Raw genomic sequence first — 23,547 nt, 5'->3', positions numbered from 1 at the left:
CCCAGGACGCGTTAGGCTTACCGGCTAAGGCCAGTGCTTGCCGAGACCGCCGACGCGTCCTGAGCGGGCCTGCTGACAGGGTTTAGCCACAGATATGGACACTCACCATGCCGGCCATACACGTCTATGACACGACACTGCGCGACGGTTCCCAGCAGGAGGGCCTCACGCTTTCCGTTGGGGACAAAATCGCCGTCGCGAAATTGCTCGACGGACTCGGCGTGACCCATATCGAAGGGGGATGGCCTGGGGCTGTTCCGAAAGACACGGAGTTCTTCGCCCGCGCCCAGAGTGAACTCAACCTGCGCAGTGCCCGTCTGGCCGCTTTCGGAGCGACCCGCAAAGCCGGAATGGACGTGCGCAACGATCCCCAGGTGGCCGCTCTGCTTGCGTCGAAGGCCCCGGTGATCACCCTGGTGGCTAAGTCGGATCTGCGGCAGGTCATCGCGGCGTTGAGGACCACCCCGGAGGAGAATCTGGCGATGGTTCGAGAGACCGTGGGCTACCTTCGAGCTGAAGGACGCGAGGTCTATCTCGACGCGGAACACTTCTTCGATGGGTTTGTGTATCACCCCGAATACGCCGCGGCTGTTGTGCACTGCGCACTGGAGGCTGGGGCACAGATCGTTGCACTGTGCGATACCAACGGAGGGATGCTTCCCCATCGCATTACCGAGGTGATCGAACAGCTGACGCGCCAGGTCGCCGGCATGGGGCTCAGCCTGGAGGGACGGCTGGGGATTCACGCCCACAATGACTCCGGTTGTGCGGTCGCGAACTCCATTGCCGCGATTCGGGCGGGCGCCGTGCACCTTCAGGGCTGTATTAACGGCTACGGTGAGCGCACTGGCAACGCTGATTTGCTGACGGTGGTGGCGAACCTTCAGCTCAAGGAGGGCTTTGAGATTCTTCCGGATGACAGACTCGCCGAGATGACTCGCATTGCCCACGCCATCGGAGAGATCGCCAACCTTCCCACGCCACCGCGTTCTCCCTACGTCGGGGGAAGTGCTTTCGCGCATAAAGCTGGTTTGCACGCGTCAGCTATCCGCGTAGATGCCGATCTCTACCAACATATCGATCCGCATACGGTCGGCAATGACATGCGCATGATCATTTCCGATATGGCAGGCCGGGCGTCGATTGAATTGAAAGGCCGAGAGCTGGGGCTCGACCTTGGCTCGGATCAAGACACGCTCACAGAGCTCACCGCGACGGTCAAAGAGCGCGAAGCCCGCGGCTACAGTTACGAAGCGGCGGATGCCTCCTTTGAGCTGTTGGTTTTGGACAGGCTGGGGAAGCTTCCCACGTATTACACCGTCGAGACGTGGCGGGCGCTCACCCAGCAATTGCGCGATGGCTTCTTGGAGTCTGAGGCGATCGTAAAAATCGTGCGCCCTGCTACGGATGGTGGTTCTGCCACCGTGACCGGTAAAAGCGTTGCCCTGGCCGAAGGTAATGGTCCCGTGAACGCGCTCGACGAGGCTCTGCGTGCGGCGCTGCGACCCGCGTATCCCGAGATCGATGCGTTTGAGCTACAGGACTTCAAGGTCCGTATCCTCGATGCTGATCGCGGCACGAACGCCACCACCCGGGTTCTCGTTCGGACCTCAGGTATGGGTTTAACCTTTTCGACAGTGGGCATCGGCCCCAATATTGTCGAGGCCTCCTGGGAGGCGGTCACCGATGCCTACACCTACGGATTCCTAAAGGTCGGTATCGCCCCGCGCGGAATTGTCGGTTCCCACGCCAGTTAATGCCCACCCATATCGCGGTAGCTGCCAATATCCCCGGCGCCGACCATCCGTAGCACCAGTTCCCCGGACTCGTCGGTAGCCGCCAGGTCAACCTCGGCGGCGAGTGCCCAGTCATGGTTTCCATCAGGATCATCAATCACCTGACGCACCCGCCACAGATCGCGTTCACGCTCAATATGAAGCAGCTCTGGGCGACGAGCAGAGCCGTCGACACTCACGTGGTCATAGGTGTCGTAGTAGTCGTCCATAGCTTGCGCCCACCGTGCCTGATCCCAGCCGCTCCAGCCATCGAGGGCCGCTAGGCGCTCCTCCCGTTCAAAGGCAAAGTGCTCAACTCGCTGCCACATCGCGGCACGCACCATCGTGGTGAGGACTTTGGTTTGGGCTGACAACGCTCGGGGTGAGGTGGAACGCACACTCGATGCTGCATCGTCCTCATCCTCAGGGTGGGCCAGCGCCTCCCATTCGTCCAGGAGCGACGAATCGATGCCGCGTACCAGTACCCCGAGCCATTCGATGACGTCCTCTAGCTCATCGGTGCGCAATTCTTGTGGGATGGTGCGAGACAGGGCCCGGTAGGCATCCGATAGGTAGCGCAGAAGTACCCCTTCGGCGCGAGCTAGCTGATACCTGGAGATAAACTCGCTGAAAGTCTGACCCGTCTCATACATCTCCCGCACGATCGACTTGGGGGAGAGGTCATACATGCTGACCCAGGGGTGGGCGCGGCGATACACCTCTAGCTGTGCGGTGAGCTCATCCTCTAGGGGTTTGGGCCAGGTGACCTCATCCAGCAGCGCCATGCGCTCTGAGTACTCCACTCCTTCCTCTTTAAGTTCGGCCAGCAGGGCACCTTTAGCCACGTGCTGCTGTGCCAGCAAAATGGGGGTTGGATCATCCAAAATGGCTTCAATAATTGACAGTGAGTCCAAGGTGAGGTTTTCGGACTCTTCCTCCATCGCATCGAGAGCGGCAATCGCAAACGGTGCCAGGGGCTGCGTTAAGGTGAAGTCGTCTTGGAGGTCCTCGACCAAGGCAATGCGGCGGCCCAGGTGATCTGGTTGAGGGAGGATCCGCATGATATCGGCATCCAGCAGTCCGCGGAAATGCTGAATTGCTTGCCGGGATAACCGGGCGATCTGGGTGCGAGTCTGGTGCCCGTCGTGCAAAAGATGCCGCATTGACAACACCGCATCCCCGGGCCGTGCGATCACGCTGAGAATCATCGACGAGCTGATCCTCATGACCGGACGCAGCGGCTCGGGTGGATTCTCCACCAGCTTGTCCAGATTCTTTTCTGTCCAGTTGACCTCGCCTTCGGGGATTTTGGGGCCGGAGGCTTTTGCTTTCTTCTTGTGCTTCTTGGCGCTATTCGGGGTGGACCCATTGTGGGTTCGTTCGGCCCGGCGCTTTTCCTCTTTGAGTGCTTGAATTGTCCACTCGGGTGCCTGCACTACCACGTGGCCGACGGTGTCGTATCCGGCTCGGCCCGCTCGTCCTGCGATCTGGTGGAACTCGCGGGAATTAATCAGCCGTTTACGCCGACCATCGAACTTCACCAAGCCTGTCAGCAGAACCGTCCGTATGGGGACGTTAATACCGACCCCGAGGGTATCCGTTCCGCAAATAACCTTCAGCAGACCTGATTGCGCTAGTTTCTCAACCAGGCGGCGGTACTTAGGCAACATCCCAGCGTGATGAATGCCGATACCTTGTCGCACCAGGGAGGAGAGGATGGAACCGAATCCTTTGGAAAACCGGAAGTCTCCGATCAGGTCGCGAAGCCGCTGTTTTTCGTCCCGGGTGAGCATGTCGGTTCCCCGCAGGGCCTGGGCCTGCTCAACCGCAGCAGCCTGGGTGAAATGTACGACGTACACCGGCGCATCGCGTTCAGTGAGGATCTGGGTAATGGTCTCGTCAATATCCGAGGTTGACCAGCGGAAGTCGAGAGGCACCGGACGAATTGCATTGTCGATCACGCTCACCTCGCGGCGGGTGCGCTGCTTTAAGTCATCGACCAGGAATGAGACGTCGCCGAGCGTTGCGGACATCAGCACAAATTGGCAGCGGGGAAGATCGAGCAGCGGTATTTGCCACGCCCAGCCTCGTTGCGGGTCTCCGTAATAGTGGAACTCGTCCATCACCACGAGTTCAATATCGCTGGCTGGACCATCTCGCAACACGTGGCTCGCGAGAATTTCTGCGGTGCACACGATGATCGGTGCATCCCGGTTAACCGAAGAATCGCCTGTAGTCATCCCGACAGCGGCAGCTCCGAAAAGGTGAACGAGTTCAAAAAACTTCTCACTCACCAGAGCTTTAATCGGTGCCGTGTAAAAGGCTCGGCGGCCGGTGGCAAGAGCTGTGAAGAGTGCAGCGTAACCGACGGTTGACTTCCCCGAGCCAGTGGGGGTTGCCGCAATCACGTGGTCCCCAGAAGCCAGCGCAAGCAGTGCTTCGGCCTGGTGGTCGTACAGCGTGCGCCCGGTCTCCTCCTGTGCGCGAGTGAAAGCCTCGACAATGCTGTCAGCAGAGGCGATTCCGTCGCTGGGACGGGCATGCGGGTAGGACGGAAGATGGTCGGCTAGCAGCGGCATGATTCTTAGTTTGTCACGCTTACGGGGAGGCGATGTTTTGCGCCTCGGTCTGGGTGCTCAAGGAGGTGATGATGTCGGCCAGCGGCTTCAGGTAATCCAAGAGCCGCTGACGCAGTGTCTCTGCCTGCTCGGCGAGTATCCGTTGCCGGCGAACATATTCTGCTTTTCCGGCGGGGGTTTCAATCGGCACCATCCCGTATCCGAGTGGCCGCACATCGTAGGGTGAGGCTTCCATATCGAGGATGCGAGCCGCGAGTGCATGTTCAAAGCAATCCAATGCCAATGACGACGGAACCAGCGGCGCAAGTTTCATCGCCCATTTGAACAGGTCCATCCCGACGTGCAGACATGCGGGATTATCGAGATCAGATTGGGTGTGACGGGAGGGCGTGACGGTGTTGCGTGGGGCAGCATCGGGGGTAAAGAAACGGAACGCATCGACGTGAGTGCATTGCAGCCGTTCCCGGCGAACAACCTCATCGGTGCCGTCCTGGCCCAGCCGTAGCTCAAGCGAGCTGTGCCGCTTTTCGCCCGGTGCCAGGGCGTAAACCATTGCCCATTCGTGCAATCCGAAACATCCAAAGGACGGGGTCCGGGTGCTGAGAGAGGTGCGCTGAAGATGGCGATACATAAATGCGAGGGCGTCGGCGCGTTGGGTGACGAACCGGTGGACGTCGGCGCGGCGCAGGAGCGTGCCGAGTTCGGCGCCCGGTGTATCGACATACCAGTTCCGTCCATCCTCGGTGAGATCCCCGCAAGGCCGGACCGAACCGCGCTGCGACGAGCGTGGACCGAGATCTGCGCGCGCGTCATAGGCGGTGTCCCAGCCCGGGTGCCAACGCCGCATCCTGGCGGGCGAAAAGGGGTAATAGTGAAATAAGAAATCCTCGACCGGATGTTTCAGCCCGCGCGCTTTGCGCATCCGATGCCCTTCGGTCAGAGTATCGGCGCGCTGCTGGTGGTTTAGCTGGGCTTGGCGCGCCTTACCGGTGCTGAGAATCCGAGCAGGTGCGGGCAGGTTGGGGTGCATAGCATGAGCTTAGACAGGGGAATTGGCCGGGGAGAACTCGGTGATAACCAGGTCAGAATCCGTGATGGGCTTCAGGTTGGAGATCTCGACATCGGGTGCGACCAGATGCTCTCGGTAGACTGACCGCATGCGTATTGCTCGCTTCACCACCGGGGATGATCCCCAATACGGAATTATTCAAGAGCGTGACGGACACGAGATGATCTACGCGATTACCGGTGATCCGCTCTACACCGAAATTCGCCCCACGGGAACCGTTCTCCCATGCGAGGATGTGCGGCTTCTGGCACCGGTCATTCCGCGGTCGAAAGTGGTGTGCGTCGGCCGCAATTATGCCGACCATGCCGCTGAACTTGGTCACCAGGTCCCCGATCTTCCGCTGCTCTTCCTCAAACCCAACACGGCCGTGATCGGCCCGCACGATCCCATCGTATTGCCCGCTTACAGCGATGACATCAGCCTGGAGGCTGAACTGGCCGTGGTTATTAAGCGCCTTGCCAAGGCTGTGGACCCTTCCCAGGTCCCGGATGTCATTCTCGGCTACACCTGCGCGAATGACCTCACCGCACGGGATCTGCAGCGCCAGGAAAATCAATGGCTGCGAGCAAAGGCGTTCGATACGTCGTGCCCGCTCGGCCCCTGGATTGAAACGGATCTGACAGTTGACGACGGTCTGCGGATATCCTCGCGAGTCGACGGAGACCTCGCCCAGGACGGCACTACCGCCGACATGCTGCATTCGGTGACTGACCTCGTGGTGGAGATTTCCAAGGTGATGACTCTGCTCCCCGGCGACGTTATTCTCACGGGCACTCCTGCCGGCGTGCGCAGTGTGACCCCCGGTCAGAGCATCGACATTGAGATTGAGGGGATTGGTGTTCTCACCAACCCCGTCGTTCGGCGTTAGCGCTCCTTGAGAGCCATATATATTTCCTCAGAATCGGAGAACAACATCGTGACTTCCTCGTCCAGCACCACCCCGGTACGGGTGCGCTTTTGCCCCAGCCCGACCGGCACTCCCCATATCGGCATGGTCCGCACGGCCCTATTTAACTGGGCGCATGCCCGCCACCACGGCGGGACGTTTGTCTTTCGGATTGAAGACACCGATGCGGCCCGCGATAGCGAAGAGTCCTACCAGCAGATTATTGAGGCCATGCGCTGGCTGGGGCTGGACTGGGATGAGGGGATTGAGGTTGGGGGGCCGCACGGTCCGTACCGGCAGTCCCAGCGCGGCGAGATCTATCGCGAGGTGTTCGACAAGCTCGTGCAGGGTGGCTACGTGTATGAGTCCTTTTCGACACCGGAGGAAATCGAGCAGCGGCATCGCGCAGCTGGCCGGGATCCGAAGCTGGGCTATGACGGTTTTGATCGGGATCTCACCGAGGAGCAGAAAGCAGCCTTTAGGGCTGAGGGCCGTCAGGCATCGTGGCGGTTGCGGATGCCCGATGAGGACATCACGTTCACTGACTTGGTGCGCGGTGAGATTACGTTCGCCGCGGGTTCGGTGCCGGATTACGTGGTGGTGCGGGCAAACGGCCAGCCTCTGTATACCTTTGTGAACCCGGTTGATGATGCTCTCATGCAGATCACGCATGTGCTGCGCGGCGAGGATCTTTTGTCATCAACTCCCCGCCAGATTGCTCTATACCGGGCATTGATTGAGATCGGTGTGGCGTCAGCGATGCCGGTCTTTGGGCATCTTCCCTATGTGATGGGGGAGGGGAATAAGAAGCTGTCTAAACGTGATCCGCAGTCGAATCTGTTCCTCTACCGCGACCAGGGTTTCTTACCTGAGGGCATGGTCAACTATTTGGCGTTGTTGGGCTGGGGATATTCGGCTGACCAGGATGTTTTTACCGCTGATCAAATGATTGAGCGTTTTGATGCCGCGAACGTCAACCCGAATCCGGCGCGCGCTGATCTGAAGAAGGCTGCGGCCATTAACGCGGATCACATGCGGATGCTGCCGCAGGCAGAGTTCACCGAGCGGATGGTGCCGTATCTGCAAGCCGCTCAGGTGGTCTCGACTCCGATCACCCCGGCCGAGCACGACCTAGTGGTCAAGGCGACCCCGCTGGTTCAGCCGCGCATGAACTTGATGGGAGAAGCCCCGGACATGCTGCGGTTCCTGTTTACTGCGGATGCTGATCTGGTGGTGGCAGACGATGCTCTGACGAAGCTGGGGGATGACCCTGTGGCGGTCCTCGACGCTGCGGTGGATGTGGTCGATCACGTGGCCGAGGAGGATTTCGTCGCCTCTGTTTTGGAAGAGCGGCTGCGTGCGGCCATTGTCGATGCCATGGGTATTAAGCCTCGGCTGGCCTTTGGTCCGCTGCGCAGCGCCGTGTCAGGTCGTCGTATCTCTCCGCCGCTGTTTGAGTCCATGGAGCTTTTGGGTAAGACTTCGAGCCTCGCACGCTTGCGGGCGTTGCGTGAACGCCTTGCCTCGGCGTAACGGGTTCTAGTTTTCGGATGAGATCTGGGCTGCGGGGTGGGAGAGTTCACAGGCTGCGCAGCCCGGATCCGTTCGACGCATCGGCTGTAGTCGTGTACTGTTATTCACCGGTGCTGATCCCAGCGCTTCGGAAGAAGAGCAGGATAAACACCCCCTTGGGGTATGGTGTAATCGGTAACACGGCTGATTCTGGTTCAGTTGTTCTTGGTTCGAGTCCAGGTACCCCAGCTTGATGGTTCTATCTGAACCGTCGGCGCCCCGTTCGTCTAGTGGCCTAGGACGCCGCCCTCTCACGGCGGTAACACCGGTTCAAATCCGGTACGGGGTACCAGCAGGTTTTTAACCTGCGGCGCCCCGTTCGTCTAGCGGCCTAGGACGCCGCCCTCTCACGGCGGTAACACCGGTTCAAATCCGGTACGGGGTACCAATGAATAGCCCGTGGTCTTTTTCTTTAGATCGCGGGTTTTCTTGTATCTGCCGGCAGGCTTTTGAGGCAGCGGCGACACCGTAGAGGCCGGTCAATGGTGTTAGGTATACGACATTATGCGAGGGGCGGGAGGATACTGGGTGCATGGACCGCAAACATGCTCTTATTCGCAGGCCATCCCCTCGTCTGGCCGATGGCATCGTCACTCATATTGATCGTCAGCCCGTTGATGGCGAGCTGGCAATGCGCCAATGGGAAGGGTATGTGCAGGCGCTGCACGACGCGGGCTGGAGCACTCACGAAGTTCCGCCCGCAGATGCGTGCCCAGACTCGGTCTTCGTCGAGGACACCATGGTCGTCTATGGCGACCTGGCAGTGATCGCACGCTCAGGAGCTGAAGAACGGCGGGCGGAAGCCGAAGCAGCCGAGGCCATGGTACGCAAGCTCGGATACCGTGTGAGTCGGATCCAAGCCCCCGGCACCCTCGATGGCGGTGACGTCCTCAAATATGGCGGAACGGTTTGGGTGGGCCACGGGGGCCGTACCAATGATGAAGGAATCCGGCAGCTGCGCGAACTGCTCGCTGACCAGGGTGCCAATGTAGTTGCCGTGCCTTTGACGAAAGTTCTTCATCTCAAGTCAGCCGTCACCGCGCTGCCCGATGGCACCGTGATCGGATACGAGCCCCTGGTCGATGACCCATCCGTATGGGACAACTTCATGGCGGTGCCCGAAGAATCGGGGTCGCATGTGGTGGTGCTGGATGCGCATACGGTGCTGATGTCGGCGGATGCACCCGAGACAGCCCGCAAGTTCAGGGGTCTGGGGTTGAACGTCATCGACGTGGACATCTCTGAGTTTATAAAGCTTGAGGGCTGCGTGACATGCCTCTCGGTTCGGCTGCGCGGAATGCCTCTCGGCTAGCTCGCGTGTCCTCGCGCCGAGCCGGGTCAATGCGCCCAGGTCACTAGGTGATTTACATGACACAATGGGGCTGTGGCCCTAAGGGTGGGCCCGTGTTCATGACGCATCGAGGAGGCCGCCATGATTCAGGACAACCCGCGCATTGTTGTTGGAGTCACCGAGTCCGACGGATCTGAGCGAGCGCTCAAGTTCGCTGCTCACCACGCCCGGTTGACCGGTGGTCGGTTGCATTTAGTGCATGCATTTATCTGGCCATTGATGAATGTCGACATTGATCCGGTACCGGGAATCGCTGGATCAGGGCTGCGGGTGGCGGCTGAGCAGCTGCTTGCAGAGACGGTTGAGCAGGCCCGCCAACTGGTACCCGAGCATGAGATCACCTCAGAGCTGGTGGTGGGCCGGCCGGCGGAGATTTTGCTACAGCAGTCGGCGTCGGCAGACCTGCTGGTGGTGGGCGGCCGAGGGCTTGGTCGCTTCATGTCCCTGGTTGTGGGATCGGTCTCCTTAGCCCTTGCCTCGGGAGCGCATTGCCCGGTGGTGGTGGTCCGCGGTGAGGAAACTGGAAGCGGGCCTGTGGCTGCTGCCTTTGATGGCACCTCGTTCTCGGAACGCGCCCTGCGCGCAGCGGCGCACCTGGCCACGATGCACGGCGTGGGTGTGCAGGTAGTTCACGGGGCAGCGGTGGCTGAAGCGGGTGTTGAGCATGTGCTTGAGCGTGCCCGGCAGGTTGTCCACGAGGAGAGCCCCGGTGTTGAGGTCACTATGGGTGCCCCGGTGACCGGGCGTTCCGCGCAGGACCTCATCAAAGCGAGCAGCGGAGCACGCATGCTCGTCACAGCTCCGCATGATCGTACTCAGACCGCCAGTGCCATGTCCTCGGTCACTATGGCAATTTTGCGGTACGCGCATACGCCGGTGTGGCTGGCCCGGCCCAATCTCTAAGCTGGGTCCTCGCCACAGGGCTTAGGAGGCGGAGCGCCGCAGTACCTCGGTGAGATGGTTCGCTGAGGAGATCACGGCTGCGGCGTGTAAGCGCCCTGGCTGCCGGGTGATGCGTTCGATGGGCCCGGACACGCTGAGCGCGGCCACAACCCGTCCGTTGGGGCCCCGTACCGGCGCTGAGACGGATCCCACCCCCGACTCGCGCTCACCGACGCTCTGGGACCATCCGCGGCGACGCACCGCTGACAGCATGGTGGCGGTGAAGCGCGCCCCGTGGAGTCCGCGGTGGAGGCGGTCTGGTTCTTCCCAGGCGAGCAGGATCTGCGCGGCTGAGCCTGCTTTCATGGTGAGCGTGGCGCCAAGTGGCACCGAGTCGCGCAGACCAATTGGGCGTTCAGCAGCTGCCACGCAGATTCGGTGATCACCTTGGCGTCGATACAGTTGGGCGGATTCGCCGGTGTGGTCGCGCAATGCGGCCAGTACCGGGCCCGCGGCTGCGAGCAGGCGGTCTTCTCCGGCGGCTGCGGCAAGTTCGCCCAGGCGCGATCCGAGGATGAAACGGCCCTGCATGTCGCGGGCGACGAATCGGTGGTGTTCGAGTGCGACCGCGAGACGGTGGGCTGTGGGGCGTGCGAGGCCGGTTGCCTGCACGAGTTGGGCAAGGGTTGCGGGGCCTGCTTCCAGGGCGCCGAGCACCACGGCGGCTTTGTCAAGGACGCCGACTCCGCTGCCGCCGTGCACTGCGGCGGTATCCACTCCAGGATTGTCCATGGCATGATACTGACGTCTTATTCCGTGAGACGCAAGTGCGGAGGTGTCGGGCAGATCTCACGATAGACCCGTGCTGACGGGCGGGAAAAGGCCGCCGAGCGCATCGAGGAGGTTCTTATGGCGGGCACACTGGCAGAAAAGGTATGGCAGGACCATGTGGTCCGACGCGGGGAAAACGGACAGCCGGATCTTCTCTACATCGACCTCCACCTCCTGCACGAAGTGACGAGCCCCCAAGCCTTTGACGGGCTCAGACTCGCAGGCCGACCGCTGCGGCGCGTGGATCAAACCATCGCCACAGAAGACCACAACACCCCCACCGTCGACATCGACAAGCCGATTGCTGACCTGGTCAGCCGAACCCAGATTGAAACGCTACGCCAAAACGCCCACGATTTCGGGGTGCGAATCCACTCCCTGGGGGACGCGGACCAAGGCATCGTGCACGTGGTGGGACCGCAGCTCGGGCTGACCATGCCCGGAATTACCGTGGTGTGCGGTGATTCTCACACCTCAACGCACGGCGCCTTTGGTGCACTTGCATTCGGGATCGGAACCAGCGAAGTCGAACACGTTCTAGCCACGCAAACCCTTCCTCTGACGCCGTTTAAAACCATGGCTATTACAGTCAATGGCTCCCTGCGGCCCGGGGTGAGCGCTAAAGACCTCATCCTGGCTGTGATCGCCCGGATCGGCACCGGCGGCGGCCAAGGGTATGTGCTCGAATATCGCGGCAACGCCATCCGGGAACTGTCCATGGAAGCTCGGATGACCGTGTGCAACATGTCGATCGAAGCTGGAGCCAGGGCCGGGATGATTGCGCCGGATGAGACCACCTTCGAGTACGTAAAAAACCGTCCCCACGCCCCCACTGGCACAGACTGGGACGAGGCCGTGGCGTATTGGCGAACACTGCGCAGCGATGATGACGCCGTCTTCGACCACGAGGTGATCATCGACGCTGATGAGCTGGAACCCTTCGTCACCTGGGGAACTAACCCGGCGCAGGGAATGCCGCTATCGGGGCGCGTCCCCACCCCCGAGGACTTCACCGATGACGTGGCCCGCGCCGCCTGCGAAAAGGCGCTGTGCTACATGGATTTGGAGCCCGGAACCCAGCTTAAGGACATTGCGGTGGACACCGTGTTTATGGGGTCGTGCACCAACGGACGCATTGAGGATCTGCGCACCTTCGCATCGTTGATCCGGGGACGCCGAAAGCACCCCGGGGTGCGTGTCATGGTGGTGCCGGGATCAGCTCGGGTGCGCCGACAAGCCGAGGCTGAGGGCCTGCATCGCGACATTATCGATTTCGGCGCTGAATGGCGTCAGGCGGGATGCTCCATGTGTTTGGGCATGAACCCAGATCAGCTCGCACCCGGTGAGCGCAGCGCCTCAACCTCAAACCGCAATTTTGAAGGACGTCAAGGCAAAGGCGGGCGAACCCACCTGGTGTCTCCGGCTGTGGCCGCCGCAACCGCGGTGCGTGGCCGACTGTCGAGCCCGGCAGATCTCGCTCCGCTGACCTGAGTGCGGATGCGGAACACAGCAGACATTCCCAAAGACCTGAAAGAAGAAAATCGTGGATTCGTTTACCTCACACACCGGCATCGGGGTTCCGCTGCGACGCAGCAATGTCGACACCGATCAGATCATTCCCGCTGTCTATCTCAAAAGGGTCACCAAAACCGGGTTTGAGGATGGACTGTTTTCAGCCTGGCGACGCGATGAATCGTTCGTGCTGAACCAGCCCGCATATCGAGAGGGCAGCGTGCTCGTGGCTGGGCCCGACTTCGGCACGGGCTCCTCTCGCGAGCACGCGGTATGGGCCCTTCGTGACTATGGGTTTCGAGCCGTGCTGTCCTCCCGATTCGCCGATATTTTTCGCGGGAATGCCGGAAAACAAGGCTTGGTTGCCGGTGTGATGGCGCAAGGTGACATTGAACTGCTGTGGAAGATGCTGGAAGAACACCCGGGCACGGAGATCACCGTCGATCTCGTTGACCGACAGGTTCGGTGCGCGGATCTCACGCTTCGTTTTGACCTCGATGACTACACGCGATGGCGCCTCATGGAGGGGCTAGACGACATTGGCCTCACCCTGCGCCACGAAGCGGATATCGATGCATTTGAAGCTAAACGCCCAAGTTGGATGCCTAAAACCCTTCCTGTTCGCACGGCTAACATGCGTTAAGCGCAGTGTGAGAAGACAGCCGTCAGCCGAGGGCCTGATCTGGACACAAGGACCGTTCGACATCCTTTACAGTGGGAGAGTTGCTACGGGGGCTTCATGCCCCTTTCCCATCACGTGAAGGACACCATGAGCTCAACGTTCACCGTTCGTGGCGGACGCCCCTTGCAGGGCGAAATTACCGTTCGCGGTGCCAAAAACCTCGTTTCCAAAGCGATGGTTGCGGCACTGCTCGGTGAAGAACCCAGCACACTGCGATCGGTGCCGGATATCCGCGACGTGCAAATCGTGGGAAAGCTGCTCAGCATTCACGGGGTGAAGGTCGATGCGGATCTCGACGCCGGGGTGATCCACCTGGATCCCTCCAACGTCGAGCAGGCGCATGTGACAGACATTGACGCCCATGCGGGCTCCTCACGCATTCCGATTCTTTTCTGCGGGCCTCTTCTGCATCGCCTCGGTGAAGCCATCATCCCGGACCTTGGGGGATGTCGGATTGGGGATCGTCCGATCAACTATCACCTCACGGTGTTGCGGGAATTCGGTGCCGATGTCGATAAACGCGAGCACGGTATCTATATCACCGCCCCGCAGGGATTGCGCGGCGCCCGGATTCACCTTGAATACCCCAGTGTCGGCGCCACCGAACAGGTGCTACTGACCGCAGTGCGCGCCGAAGGGATCACCGAGCTGTCCGGCGCCGCAGTTGAACCGGAGATTGAGGACCTGATTGCGGTGCTCCAGAAAATGGGTGCCATCATCTCCATGGAGACTGACCGCACCATCCGCATCGAAGGGGTGGATCGGCTCGGGGGCTTTGACCACACCGCTCTTCCCGACCGAATTGAAGCGGCCAGTTGGGCATGTGCTGCGCTGGCGACGCACGGATCAGTGCTCGTCCACGGGGCCCAGCAAAAAACCATGTCGACCTTTTTGAACGTGTTCAGGAAAATCGGCGGCGACATTGAGTTCCTGCAGGGTGACTCGATTCGGTTCCGTCACCCAGGGGTTCCGCTCACTTCTGCGGCCATTGAAACCGACGTGCATCCCGGGTTCATGACCGACTGGCAACAGCCGTTAGTGGTCGCTCTCACTCAGGCGGAAGGCCTATCGATCGTGCATGAGACGGTGTATGAAAACCGTCTCGGCTTCACCCGCGCCCTCAATGACATGGGAGCCAAAATCCAGGTGTACCGCGAGTGCCTCGGCGGTTCGCGGTGCCGTTTTGGCCAGCGCAACTTCAACCATTCGGCAGTTATCTCGGGTGCCACCCCCTTAAAAGCAGCAGAAATTGAAGTCCCCGATCTACGCGGCGGATTCTCCTACCTGATTGCAGCGCTTGCCGCTGATGGAGTCTCCCGCATCCACGGAATTGACCTGATTGACCGCGGCTATGAACTGTTCCGTGAGAAGCTCACGGCTCTTGGGGCCGAATTCCGCGACGAGGATGCGCCGTGAACGGATATGAGTCTCTTGCCCTGAGGGACATTCCCGTCCCGGACTACTGCGACGTTTTGATCGTTCCCACCCGAGGCGTAGCGGTTTCTGACCCGCAGGTGTGGGCTGAAGCCATGTTCGCGCCCGAAAACGTGCCACTGGTGCGACGGGGCGCGCGGGCCGTACGCAACGAGCTGCTACGCGTGGTGGACTTGGTGCCGCCGCTGCCCAAGAGTGCGGTGGTGGCCGAAACCACCGACGATGAGGCCCTGATTATTCAAGATGACCGTGACCTGATGCTCAGGATCGCAGTCGGGATCGAACCGGACGGGCGTTTACTTCGGGTCACGACGGCCGTGAAGTACAAAACGCTGCGAGGCCGGATGATTTTTGCTATGCGCCGGATCACGCACGCTCAGACCACCAATACGCTCGCCCGCCGCGCTGGCGTCACGGTGCGTCACCGCGCGCGGATCCAGGCCCGCGACACTCGGCAGCTGGACGGCAAATCCGTACCGCCAGCCCTGCCGTCCCCGGACCAGCGGGTTTTGCCGCAGGCTACGCGCGATACGGATTCTTGATGGTGTCCACCGATCGCCGGATGCCGTGGGTGATTCGGATCGCTGCACTTGGGCTCAGACCGGCGCTCGTCGCTATTTCAGCCCGCCACTGGAGTGGTCAGGAGAATCTTCCGAGCCAGGGTGGGGCCATTGTGATTGGCAATCACACCAGTGCCTTCGATCCTCTCGCGTACGGACACCTGCTGGTGGATTCGGGGATACCGCCGCGTTTCCTTGCTAAAGACTCACTGTTTAGTATTCCGGTGCTGGGAACGTTATTGCGACGTACCGGCCAGATACCGGTATCCCGCGGGCGTGGGCGATCTCAGGATGCCCTGGCCGCCGCTGAAAGTGCGCTGTGCGCCGGTCAGGTGTTGACGGTCTACCCGGAGGGAACCTACACCCGCGACCCGGGGCTGTGGCCCATGAGGGCACGCACCGGCGCTGCCCGACTCGCTCTGCGCACCGGTGCCCCACTCATTCCCATCGCGTGCTGGGGTTCCCACAAGGTCAACCCAACCCGAACCTGCAAGCTGCATCTGCGGCCCCGCGGGGGAATACAGATTATTGTGGGCCCCGCTATTGTGGCGACGCAGCGACCCCACGAGGATGAGTACCAGGCCGCCCGCCGAATTACGGACGAGGCCATGAACGCTGTGACTGCGATGCTGGCCCAGCTGCGCTCTCAAACGCCGCCTGACACCGTGTACGACGGCCGGCGCGACGCTCACCGTCCAGAGGTAGGACGGCGTTTACGGCGAGGCCTGGTGCGGCGCAGGAATAAAGCCTAGGAAAGGGCAGGCTATGTCACCTCGGGTCGCTGTTCTCGGTGCCGGTTCCTGGGGCACCGTGATTGCGAACGTGATCGCAGACGCCGGGGGAAATGTGACCCTGTGGGCCCGTAGGACGTCTATCGCTCAGGAGATTAGGCGGCGTGGATGCAACGAGGCTTATCTGCCCGGTGTTGCGCTACACGAGCGGGTGACGGCCACCTCCCGAATTGCCGATGCGCTGAGCGACACGCAGCTCATCGTGTGTGCGATACCCGCCCAAGCGTTGCGCCACTGCCTGGGGCACCAGTGCCCTGCCCTGCCCGAGGTGCCGGTGCTCTCACTCGCCAAAGGAATAGAACAGGGCACCGATCTGCGGATGAGCGAGGTGATTAGCGAGGCGGGCAATGTCCCGCCGGAACGCGTGCTGGTGCTGTCGGGGCCGAATCTTGCCCGCGAGATCGCCGCTAAACAACCGAGTGCGAGCGCGGTGGCTGGGATCGACGATGATCTCACCGCACAGGTCGCCAAAATGCTGGCCGCACCGTATTTTCGACCGTATCTATCCCGCGACCCGGTCGGAGTCGAGATCGCGGGCGCCACGAAAAATGTGATTGCGCTCGCGGTAGGAATGGCTGGCGGCGCTGGATACGGCCATAACACGACCGCCACGCTGATGACTCGGGGACTGGCGGAGATCACGCGGCTAGGGATTGCGCTGGGGGCGGATGAACAGACCTTCGCGGGTTTAGCGGGTCTCGGGGATTTAGTGGCGACCTGTGCCTCCCCGCTGTCTCGCAATAACCGAGTGGGCACATATCTGGGGCAAGGATTGCCTCTTGAGGAAGCAGTGCGGCAGGCCGGTCAAACGGCGGAAGGCGTGACGACGGCGCCGGCTGTTTTAGAGCTGGCGCGGCGCCACCGGGTGGACATGCCACTCACCGCTGCGGTGGTGGATGTAGTCCATCACGGTGCGGGAATTGAACACACCACGGCGCGGCTGCTGGCGCGTCCTCTGCGTGAGGAAATACCCGGTGGGCGGGTACTGTAAACCAATGAGCTCTACGAAGACCACTGTCGCCCTGCTGTTCGGGGGGCGCAGCGCAGAACACGGGATTTCTTGTCTCACCGCGGGTTGTGTCATGGCAGCGTTGGACAAAGACCGCTACGACATCGTGCCGATCGGGATAACCGATCAGGGGCGCTTCGTACTGGTCAGCGAGGATCCGGCGGCGTGGTCGATGCGGGACGGACAAACCCCGTCGGTTCCGTCCGATGGCGACGAAGTGCTTTTGCCGACATCGACGCGGCGCGAGGGCGAGCGCATATCGCTGCGGGTCATTCGCGATGGGGCGGTGCAGCCCCTTACCGACATCGATGTCGTGTTTCCCCTTGTGCACGGACCATACGGCGAGGATGGCACCATCCAAGGTCTGCTCGAGTTATTTGATGTGCCGTATGTGGGGTCCGGCGTGCTCGGGTCAGCCGCGTGCATGGATAAACACACCACCAAAGTCATGCTGGCCCATGCCGGGATTCAGGTTGCCGATGGCTTTTTAGTTCGCGATCAGGAGTGGAAGCACGACTCCCATGGGATTGCGGCGCGCTGCCGAGATCTCGGTCTGCCGCTGTTTGTGAAGCCGTGCCGTGCAGGGTCGAGTTTTGGGGTCAGCAAAGTAACTGATCTGTCGCAACTCGATGCGGCGATGGAGACGGCTTTCGCCCAGGACCCCCGGGTGCTGGTGGAGAAAGGGGTCAGCGGTCGGGAAGTGGAGTGCGCCGTGCTCGAGGGTGAGTTCGGTCAAATGCCGCGCACTAGCCTGCCCGGTGAAATCGTGACCGGTGATGACCTGGAGTTTTACAACTACGAGTCGAAGTATTTCGGCGTGGGAGAGGTCAACATCCTGGTGCCCGCTGACCTATCGGATGACCAGGTTGCTGCGGTGCGGTCGGTGGCTGCCACCGCTTTTGCGGTGCTGGGGCTTGAAGGGCTCGCCAGGGTTGATGTGTTTGTGACTGACCGCGGTGTGGTGGTCAACGAAGTCAACACGATTCCGGGGTTCACTCCCAGCTCGATGTTCCCCGTGCTGTGGGAGGCCATGGGTCTGCCGTATCGGCAGCTGCTGACCGAGCTCATTGAACGCGCACGGACCCGGCGGACTGGGCTGCGCTAACCAAGATGTGACGCGCCGCTGTGCTCGCGGACGTTGGTGATCGTTAGCCGTCGGCGGGTCCAAGACAGTGGGCACGGACTGGAAGCGATGCGATGAGAGGGGCGAGGTCGAGCACAGCGGCTGAAGCCTGGTCTCCTCCCACACCTCGCGGAACGCTGACATCGACGGCGGGCACGCGTCCGTAGGTCGTAAAGGTCATGCTGTTGCGGCCGCCTTCGGCCACAATCCAGTCGATTCCAATGCCGGAGGCCGTCGTGATTGTGGTGCAGGCATCGGTGGTGGGTGCTGGGGGTTCCACTCCGCAGCGCAAAATCACAGCGCGCTCGCCGTTGCCCCAGGCCACTGTGCCCTGCGATGAGGTTTCCTGTCGCGATTGGCCGAGGAGTTGCTGGGGTGCTTGGGCCACGATGCGTGCGCATAAGGGGTCAGTTCGGTGTGGTCCTGGGGGTACTCGCAGCGGTGAGCACGCAGTGAGCACTAGAGCAGGCAGCGCGGCCAGTGCGAGCAGGCTTGTGCGCATGGCCCGCCGTGTGCACCGGGGCTTTATCCCATGCCCTGCTCTGTTTTGGGCAGACGTCGCTGTGGGGGATAGGGCAGCGGCAGGGGACGCGTTGTGAAGCGGGGTTTGCCGAGGGGTCACACGCTGAGCTTAAAGGACTTCGCATTGCGCAGCCGCTAGATGAGTAACACCTTATTAACGCTGTTATTTCTAAAACATATATAGGAGACTGTTAGGCGAGAGGGGTGGATAACGGTTCTAAAGTTGACGCCATGTCGAACCCGCGTCCGCACCCCGGTTCCGAGCCCCTCAACGCTCGAGGAATAACTCGCCCCCGCACCGAACTGTGCGTAGCAAAGGTAAGCGAACAGGACATCCTGGATCTCATCGGACCCCTATTGCCCCAAGGCGAAAACGTAGAGATCGGGCCGGGCGACGACGCAGCGATCCTGCACCTACCGTCATCGCGACTAGTCATCACCACCGACACCATGACCGAAGGCCAAGACTTTCTACGGGACTGCGCCCCGCCCTACTCGATTGGGCACAAAGCAGCGGTGCAAAACATGGCGGATATCGCCGCGATGGGCGCCCAGCCCATGGCATTGGTCGTCAGCCTGACGCTCCCTGCGGACCTTCCCCTCGACTGGATCAGCCAGTTCGCCCAGGGGATATCGCAGCGCGCTGCCCGCGATGGTGCCTCGATTGTCGGAGGGGACCTCGGTGCTGGCCCCTGCCTCAGCATCACAGTGACCGCCACAGGAGCGCTCACTCACCCAGCCATTACCCGTAGCGGTGCCCAAGCCGGTGACGTTCTTGCCATTGGTGGCAAAGCCCTAGGCCGATCCGCCGCAGGATTAGCAGCGATCCTGTCGGGGAAACCGCCGGCCATAGCGCAGCCGCTCATCGAGGTCCACCACGCTCCGGACCCGGATCTTCGGCTTGGCTATGAGGTGGCGCGCACAGGCAAAGTGCACGCCATGATGGACCTTTCGGACGGTCTGGTGCGCGATACAGGACGGATAGCACGCGCAAGCAACGTGCGAGTGGACCTCGACCCGGAAGCTCTCAAGGCCGATATCCACGAGTTACTTCCCTGCGCCCGAGCCTTACTGAAGGACACCTGCGATCCGGCTGCGCTCACCGAACGCGCGCGAGCCATGGCATTGGATTGGGTTCTCCACGGGGGCGAAGAACACCTAATGCTGGCCTCATTCGCTCAAGACGGGGTTCCGAAAGGTTTCCGAGTGATCGGTCGGCTCATCGCAGCAGATGCTCACCGGGGATTGCGCTCGGGGCCATGGGTGACCTACGGCGGAGCACCCATTGCTGGCGCGGGTTTCGACCACTTCCATCAGACCGGCTGAACTACTGCCAGAGCACCAGAACCGTCGGTGTCTGCATCCCGCCATATTTGCCTCCATATTGTTCAGGTCACCGGGGCAGGGACGGGTACATAGATGCTGCCTTTGCCATGCGGCGAGCAGACCCCACGCCGCAAGGGCACTGACGAACGCCATGCCGTGAACGAACACGTATGTCAGACCGGATGTCGGATGACGCCGATAGGGTTAGGGGGCCGTAGCGTATCTGGCGAGGGGAGGACCATATGAGGGCGCATCAAACGCAAGGGTCTGGTCGTTCGCTCTCTGCGCTGCTGACGCAGGCTCAGCTCAAGGCCATTCGTTCCTTGGGAGCAGACGACATTGACTCCGCCCTGCGAATTCTTCCGCGGCGCTATGAGGTCCCCGGTGACATTGCCTCGCTCGACCGGCTCGCACCCGGTGAAAGCGCCACCGTGCTGGTCACCGTTGAGGATGTCACGGTGCGAGCCATGGCACGCCGACGCGGCTCGCTCCTCAATGCTCGAGTGAGCGACGGATCGCGATCACTTGCCCTCACATTTTTTGTCCACAACCCCGGGCTGCTGGCTTTTCACGAACGCCGACTCACACCGGGGCGCCGAGTGGTGGTCAGCGGCACGATCGGCGTGCACCAGGGTGCTTTGCAAATCGTTCACCCTGATTACGAGGTTCTCGACCACGACAATCCGGATCTCATGCGTACGGTGCTTGCCCCTAAACCCGTGTACCCCTTGCGGGCCGAGATCAAACAGATCACGATGCGCCGCGCGTACGAAAGACTCATGGACTATGTAGGCACCCTTCCGCCGGGAGGTCTCGTGGACCCGGTGCCGACGGAAGTCGTCAAGCGCCAAGGTTTGCTGGAGCTGCCTGACGCATTGCGCATGGTCCATGCGCCTCGTGACCTCGCCGACGCCAGGTTAGGACGTCGGCGTCTCGCATTCGAGGAAGCCTTTATTCTGCAGACCATCTTTGCGCTGCGGCGCCTCGAAGACGGCCAGCAACCCGCATCACCGCTCGCATCGCATGACCCGCTGACCCGACGCGTACGCGAACGGCTACCGTTCACCCTGACAGCGGGCCAGCACACAGTTCTCGATGAGATCTCTGGCCGGCTGAAGCGTCCGCATCCCTCCAATATTTTGTTACAGGGCGACGTGGGATCCGGCAAAACAATTCTGGCCTTGCTTGCGATGCTGCAAGCGGTAGATTCCGGCACCCAAGCGGCTCTGCTCGCCCCGACGGAAGTGCTCGCTGAACAGCATTATCGGACCATCAGTCAGTTCCTCGGCGATCTCGGCACAGCGGGAACCATCCACGCCGATCCCGAAGCCACCCGGATTCATCTCCTGACCGGGTCCACGCGTGCACCGGCTCGGCGGGCAGCGCTCGCCGACTTAGCCTCAGGCCAGCCCGCCCTCGTAGTAGGCACCCATGCCCTGCTATCTGACACAGTCCAGTTACCGACACTGGGCCTAGTCGTCATCGATGAGCAACACCGCTTCGGTGTCCACCAGCGTTCACGGCTGCGATTCACCCGCGACGACGGTGTCAGACCCCACGTGCTGGTCATGAGTGCCACCCCCATTCCGAGAACAGCTGCGCTGACCCTGTTTGGGGACCTCGATGTGCTCACCCTGACCGAAACCCCCGCGCAACGGTCAGGCGTGACCTCGTACGTGGTGCACGAATCAGATCACCGCTGGATGGATCGGATGTGGCAGCGCGCCGACGAAGAGATTGCCGCCGGACGTCAAGTATTTGTGGTGTGCCCGCGCATTGACGACAGGGCAGAAGGGGAGAGCGAGACCCTAAACCTTCGCGATGAGGCCGACGGAGTCGATGATGGCGCTGGAATACACACGGTCAACGACACATACCGCCTACTATCCTCCCATCCCGCGTTACAGACGAGGCGGCTTGCCGCGCTGCATGGCCGCATGGATACAGCAGATAAACAGCGGGTGATGGACGATTTCGTGGCACATCGTGTGGATCTCGTCGTGGCAACCACCGTGGTGGAAGTGGGGGTCGATGTGCCTCGAGCCAGCACCATGATCGTCCTCGACGCCGAACGCTTTGGGGTCTCCCAGCTGCATCAACTGCGGGGTCGGGTCGGCCGCGGAGAGGCTCCGGGGATCGCATTTTTTGTGACCAACACTCCCCACGGCTCGCCTGCATCTGATCACTTACAGCAGCTAGCCGCAACCACCGACGGGTTCGCGCTGGCACGGTACGATCTGTCCGAACGGCGAGAAGGAAACCTCGTAGGAACAGCTCAATCCGGACGTTCAGCACTGCGTCTAGTAGACGTTCTCGAAGACTCCGACCTGGTCTTTTCCGCCCGTCAGGAAGCCGAACGGATCGTGGACGTGGAACCAAGCTTGGCTAACTATCCTTCGCTGCACCACGCAGTGACCGCGTTAACCGCCGCCGACGGCGGCCATGTCGAGAGGACCTAAAATGCCTCGCATTATTGCCGGAGACCTTGGGGGCAGAACCATTCCCGCTCCCCGAGGAGACCGCACCCGACCCACCAGTGATCGTGTCCGAGAAGCCATCTTTTCGCGTCTCGACGGGTACGGAGTCATTGACGAGGCACAGGTTCTCGACCTTTTCGCCGGAACCGGGGCCCTCGGGTTGGAGGCGCTATCGCGAGGAGCACGCTCGGCAGTCTTCGTAGAAGCGCACCAAGCAACAGCCCGCAATATTGCGCGCACCTGCCAGACCCTCGGGCTCACCGAGTGCACCGAGGTCATCACGGCTCGAGCGAAGTCCTCTCTCAGCGCATTGGGAGTATCAGGGCCTTTTGATCTGGTCCTGATCGACCCGCCCTACGATGTGCCCACCGCCGAGGTTGAGGACTTATGCCGAGCCCTCATTGATGAGCGCCTGCTCGCGGATGAAGCAACCGTGGTGATCGAACGGTCCTCCCGCACACCGCCCATCACCTGGCCGAAAGGGTGCGCCGAGGATATGACGCGGACATACGGGGAAACCACCGTCTTTTATGCCAGCGTGCTGGATTCTGTGGAAGGTTAAATCCGGTACAGGTGGGTTCTCGGCGTCGATATCGGTAGGCTCGCGGTGTGAGCACTGTCGTCTTTCCCGGTTCCTTTGACCCCTTCACCCTCGGGCACCTCGATCTCGTGCGCCGGGCACGCGCCATGTACGACACCGTGATCGTGCTGGTTTCCCACAACCCGTCGAAGCGAACCCTGCTGAGCATCGAACAGCGGTGCGAAGCCATTCGCGAAACCATCGCGACCGACGATCACACCCCCGGCCAGACTATGGGCGAGGTTAGCGTGCGCATATTGCCCACCGGTCTGCTGGTTGATTTTTGCCAACAGGTGGGCGCGGTCGCCGTGGTCAAAGGGCTGCGCTCACAAATTGACCTTGCATACGAGGAACCAATGGCCCGCATGAACCGTCGGCTCACCGGATTGGAGACGGTTTTCCTCCTCACCGATCCCGCGCACGCGCACCTGTCGTCCTCACTCGTACGCGAGGTTGCCCAGCTCGGCGGAGACGTCTCCGACATGCTTCCCGCCCCCTCTGCCCGGGCATTAACGGCTGCCTTGGCACAGCAGTCGAAGCCATGAGTGGCCAATCCAACGCGTATGCGCGGTGTAGCCAGCCTGTG

At 61.3% G+C, this 23,547-nt stretch carries 20 protein-coding genes and 3 tRNA genes; 19 read left to right on the top strand and 4 right to left on the bottom strand.

The window, feature by feature from the left end:
• Window positions 1-107: 107 nt before the first annotated feature.
• Window positions 108-1,757 carry a citramalate synthase gene (gene cimA, locus BN1724_RS03375; protein ID WP_058234236.1) on the top strand — a complete coding sequence of 550 codons (1,650 nt, stop codon included), beginning with the start codon at window positions 108-110 and terminating at the stop codon, window positions 1,755-1,757.
• On the opposite strand, the gene BN1724_RS03370 is transcribed toward cimA, so the two are convergent.
• Window positions 1,754-4,354: a DEAD/DEAH box helicase gene (locus BN1724_RS03370; protein WP_084252713.1), complete on the bottom strand. Its 2,601-nt coding sequence runs from the start codon at window positions 4,352-4,354 to the stop codon at window positions 1,754-1,756. The genes cimA and BN1724_RS03370 overlap by 4 nt on opposite strands.
• Before the next feature lie 19 nt (window positions 4,355-4,373).
• Window positions 4,374-5,384 (bottom strand): hypothetical protein, encoded by a 1,011-nt coding sequence (locus tag BN1724_RS03365; protein ID WP_058234235.1) that lies wholly within the window; start codon window positions 5,382-5,384, stop codon window positions 4,374-4,376.
• Window positions 5,385-5,511: 127 nt separating this feature from the next.
• Between BN1724_RS03365 and BN1724_RS03360 the strand changes: the two genes are divergently transcribed.
• The 7 genes from BN1724_RS03360 to BN1724_RS03330 all read left to right on the top strand — a co-directional run bounded on the left by BN1724_RS03360 (window position 5,512) and on the right by BN1724_RS03330 (window position 10,135).
• Entirely contained in the window at window positions 5,512-6,291 is a 780-nt protein-coding gene (locus BN1724_RS03360) for a fumarylacetoacetate hydrolase family protein (protein WP_058234234.1), read from the top strand.
• Between the two features lie 123 nt (window positions 6,292-6,414).
• Complete coding sequence (gltX, locus tag BN1724_RS03355) at window positions 6,415-7,842, top strand: glutamate--tRNA ligase (protein ID WP_231928265.1); 1,428 nt, start codon at window positions 6,415-6,417, stop codon at window positions 7,840-7,842.
• Window positions 7,843-7,998: 156 nt separating this feature from the next.
• Window positions 7,999-8,070, top strand: a tRNA-Gln gene (locus tag BN1724_RS03350).
• A 27-nt stretch (window positions 8,071-8,097) separates the two neighbouring features.
• A tRNA-Glu gene (locus tag BN1724_RS03345) sits at window positions 8,098-8,173 on the top strand.
• 20 nt (window positions 8,174-8,193) lie between these two features.
• Window positions 8,194-8,269: transfer RNA gene (locus tag BN1724_RS03340), tRNA-Glu, on the top strand.
• Between the two features lie 144 nt (window positions 8,270-8,413).
• Window positions 8,414-9,193: a dimethylargininase gene (gene ddaH, locus BN1724_RS03335; RefSeq protein WP_058234233.1), complete on the top strand. Its 780-nt coding sequence runs from the start codon at window positions 8,414-8,416 to the stop codon at window positions 9,191-9,193.
• A 120-nt stretch (window positions 9,194-9,313) separates the two neighbouring features.
• The gene (locus BN1724_RS03330) at window positions 9,314-10,135 is read left to right on the top strand and encodes a universal stress protein (RefSeq protein ID WP_058234232.1); all 822 of its coding nucleotides are present in this window, start codon (window positions 9,314-9,316) and stop codon (window positions 10,133-10,135) included.
• Between the two features lie 21 nt (window positions 10,136-10,156).
• Here the strand turns inward: BN1724_RS03330 and BN1724_RS03325 are convergent, their stop codons facing one another.
• Window positions 10,157-10,876, bottom strand: a complete 720-nt coding sequence (locus BN1724_RS03325) for an IclR family transcriptional regulator (protein ID WP_157085907.1) — start codon at window positions 10,874-10,876, stop codon at window positions 10,157-10,159.
• Between the two features lie 147 nt (window positions 10,877-11,023).
• Here BN1724_RS03325 and leuC point away from each other — a divergent pair, with 147 nt between their 5' ends.
• The 7 genes from leuC (at window position 11,024) to BN1724_RS03290 (ending at window position 18,038) form a co-directional block, all read left to right on the top strand.
• Window positions 11,024-12,436, top strand: a complete 1,413-nt coding sequence (gene leuC / locus BN1724_RS03320; RefSeq protein WP_058234230.1) for a 3-isopropylmalate dehydratase large subunit — start codon at window positions 11,024-11,026, stop codon at window positions 12,434-12,436.
• Between the two features lie 52 nt (window positions 12,437-12,488).
• The gene (leuD, locus tag BN1724_RS03315; RefSeq protein ID WP_058234229.1) at window positions 12,489-13,100 is read left to right on the top strand and encodes a 3-isopropylmalate dehydratase small subunit; all 612 of its coding nucleotides are present in this window, start codon (window positions 12,489-12,491) and stop codon (window positions 13,098-13,100) included.
• A 126-nt stretch (window positions 13,101-13,226) separates the two neighbouring features.
• A complete protein-coding gene (murA, locus tag BN1724_RS03310; RefSeq protein ID WP_058234228.1) occupies window positions 13,227-14,555 on the top strand; it encodes a UDP-N-acetylglucosamine 1-carboxyvinyltransferase in 1,329 nt (442 codons plus the stop codon).
• The gene (locus BN1724_RS03305; protein WP_058234227.1) at window positions 14,552-15,115 is read left to right on the top strand and encodes a hypothetical protein; all 564 of its coding nucleotides are present in this window, start codon (window positions 14,552-14,554) and stop codon (window positions 15,113-15,115) included. The genes murA and BN1724_RS03305 overlap by 4 nt, the downstream gene beginning before the upstream one ends.
• A complete protein-coding gene (locus tag BN1724_RS03300; RefSeq protein ID WP_058234226.1) occupies window positions 15,115-15,885 on the top strand; it encodes a lysophospholipid acyltransferase family protein in 771 nt (256 codons plus the stop codon). Before BN1724_RS03305 ends, BN1724_RS03300 begins: the two co-directional genes overlap by 1 nt.
• A 13-nt stretch (window positions 15,886-15,898) precedes the next feature.
• On the top strand, window positions 15,899-16,915 hold the full coding sequence (locus tag BN1724_RS03295) for an NAD(P)H-dependent glycerol-3-phosphate dehydrogenase (protein WP_058234225.1): 1,017 nt from the start codon (window positions 15,899-15,901) through the stop codon (window positions 16,913-16,915).
• A 4-nt stretch (window positions 16,916-16,919) separates the two neighbouring features.
• A complete protein-coding gene (locus tag BN1724_RS03290; RefSeq protein ID WP_058234224.1) occupies window positions 16,920-18,038 on the top strand; it encodes a D-alanine--D-alanine ligase family protein in 1,119 nt (372 codons plus the stop codon).
• A gap of 43 nt (window positions 18,039-18,081) precedes the next feature.
• On the opposite strand, the gene BN1724_RS03285 is transcribed toward BN1724_RS03290, so the two are convergent.
• Window positions 18,082-18,558, bottom strand: a complete 477-nt coding sequence (locus BN1724_RS03285) for a DUF3515 family protein (protein WP_058234223.1) — start codon at window positions 18,556-18,558, stop codon at window positions 18,082-18,084.
• A 251-nt stretch (window positions 18,559-18,809) separates the two neighbouring features.
• On the opposite strand from BN1724_RS03285, the gene thiL reads away from it, so the two are divergent.
• From thiL to coaD, 4 genes are all read left to right on the top strand, one after another.
• Window positions 18,810-19,904, top strand: a complete 1,095-nt coding sequence (gene thiL, locus BN1724_RS03280; RefSeq protein ID WP_084253088.1) for a thiamine-phosphate kinase — start codon at window positions 18,810-18,812, stop codon at window positions 19,902-19,904.
• A 242-nt stretch (window positions 19,905-20,146) separates the two neighbouring features.
• Window positions 20,147-22,363, top strand: coding sequence for an ATP-dependent DNA helicase RecG (locus BN1724_RS03275; RefSeq protein ID WP_058234222.1), 2,217 nt, complete (start codon window positions 20,147-20,149; stop codon window positions 22,361-22,363).
• 1 nt (window position 22,364) lies between these two features.
• Complete coding sequence (gene rsmD / locus BN1724_RS03270; RefSeq protein ID WP_058234221.1) at window positions 22,365-22,943, top strand: 16S rRNA (guanine(966)-N(2))-methyltransferase RsmD; 579 nt, start codon at window positions 22,365-22,367, stop codon at window positions 22,941-22,943.
• Window positions 22,944-22,990: 47 nt separating this feature from the next.
• Complete coding sequence (coaD, locus tag BN1724_RS03265) at window positions 22,991-23,506, top strand: pantetheine-phosphate adenylyltransferase (protein ID WP_058234220.1); 516 nt, start codon at window positions 22,991-22,993, stop codon at window positions 23,504-23,506.
• Window positions 23,507-23,547: the final 41 nt, after the last annotated feature.

The organism is Devriesea agamarum (genome assembly GCF_900070355.1).
Lineage (GTDB): Bacteria > Actinomycetota > Actinomycetes > Actinomycetales > Dermabacteraceae > Devriesea > Devriesea agamarum.
The sequence above is the reverse complement of the archived record's forward strand: the minus strand, read 5'-3'. Positions and strand labels throughout refer to the sequence as shown.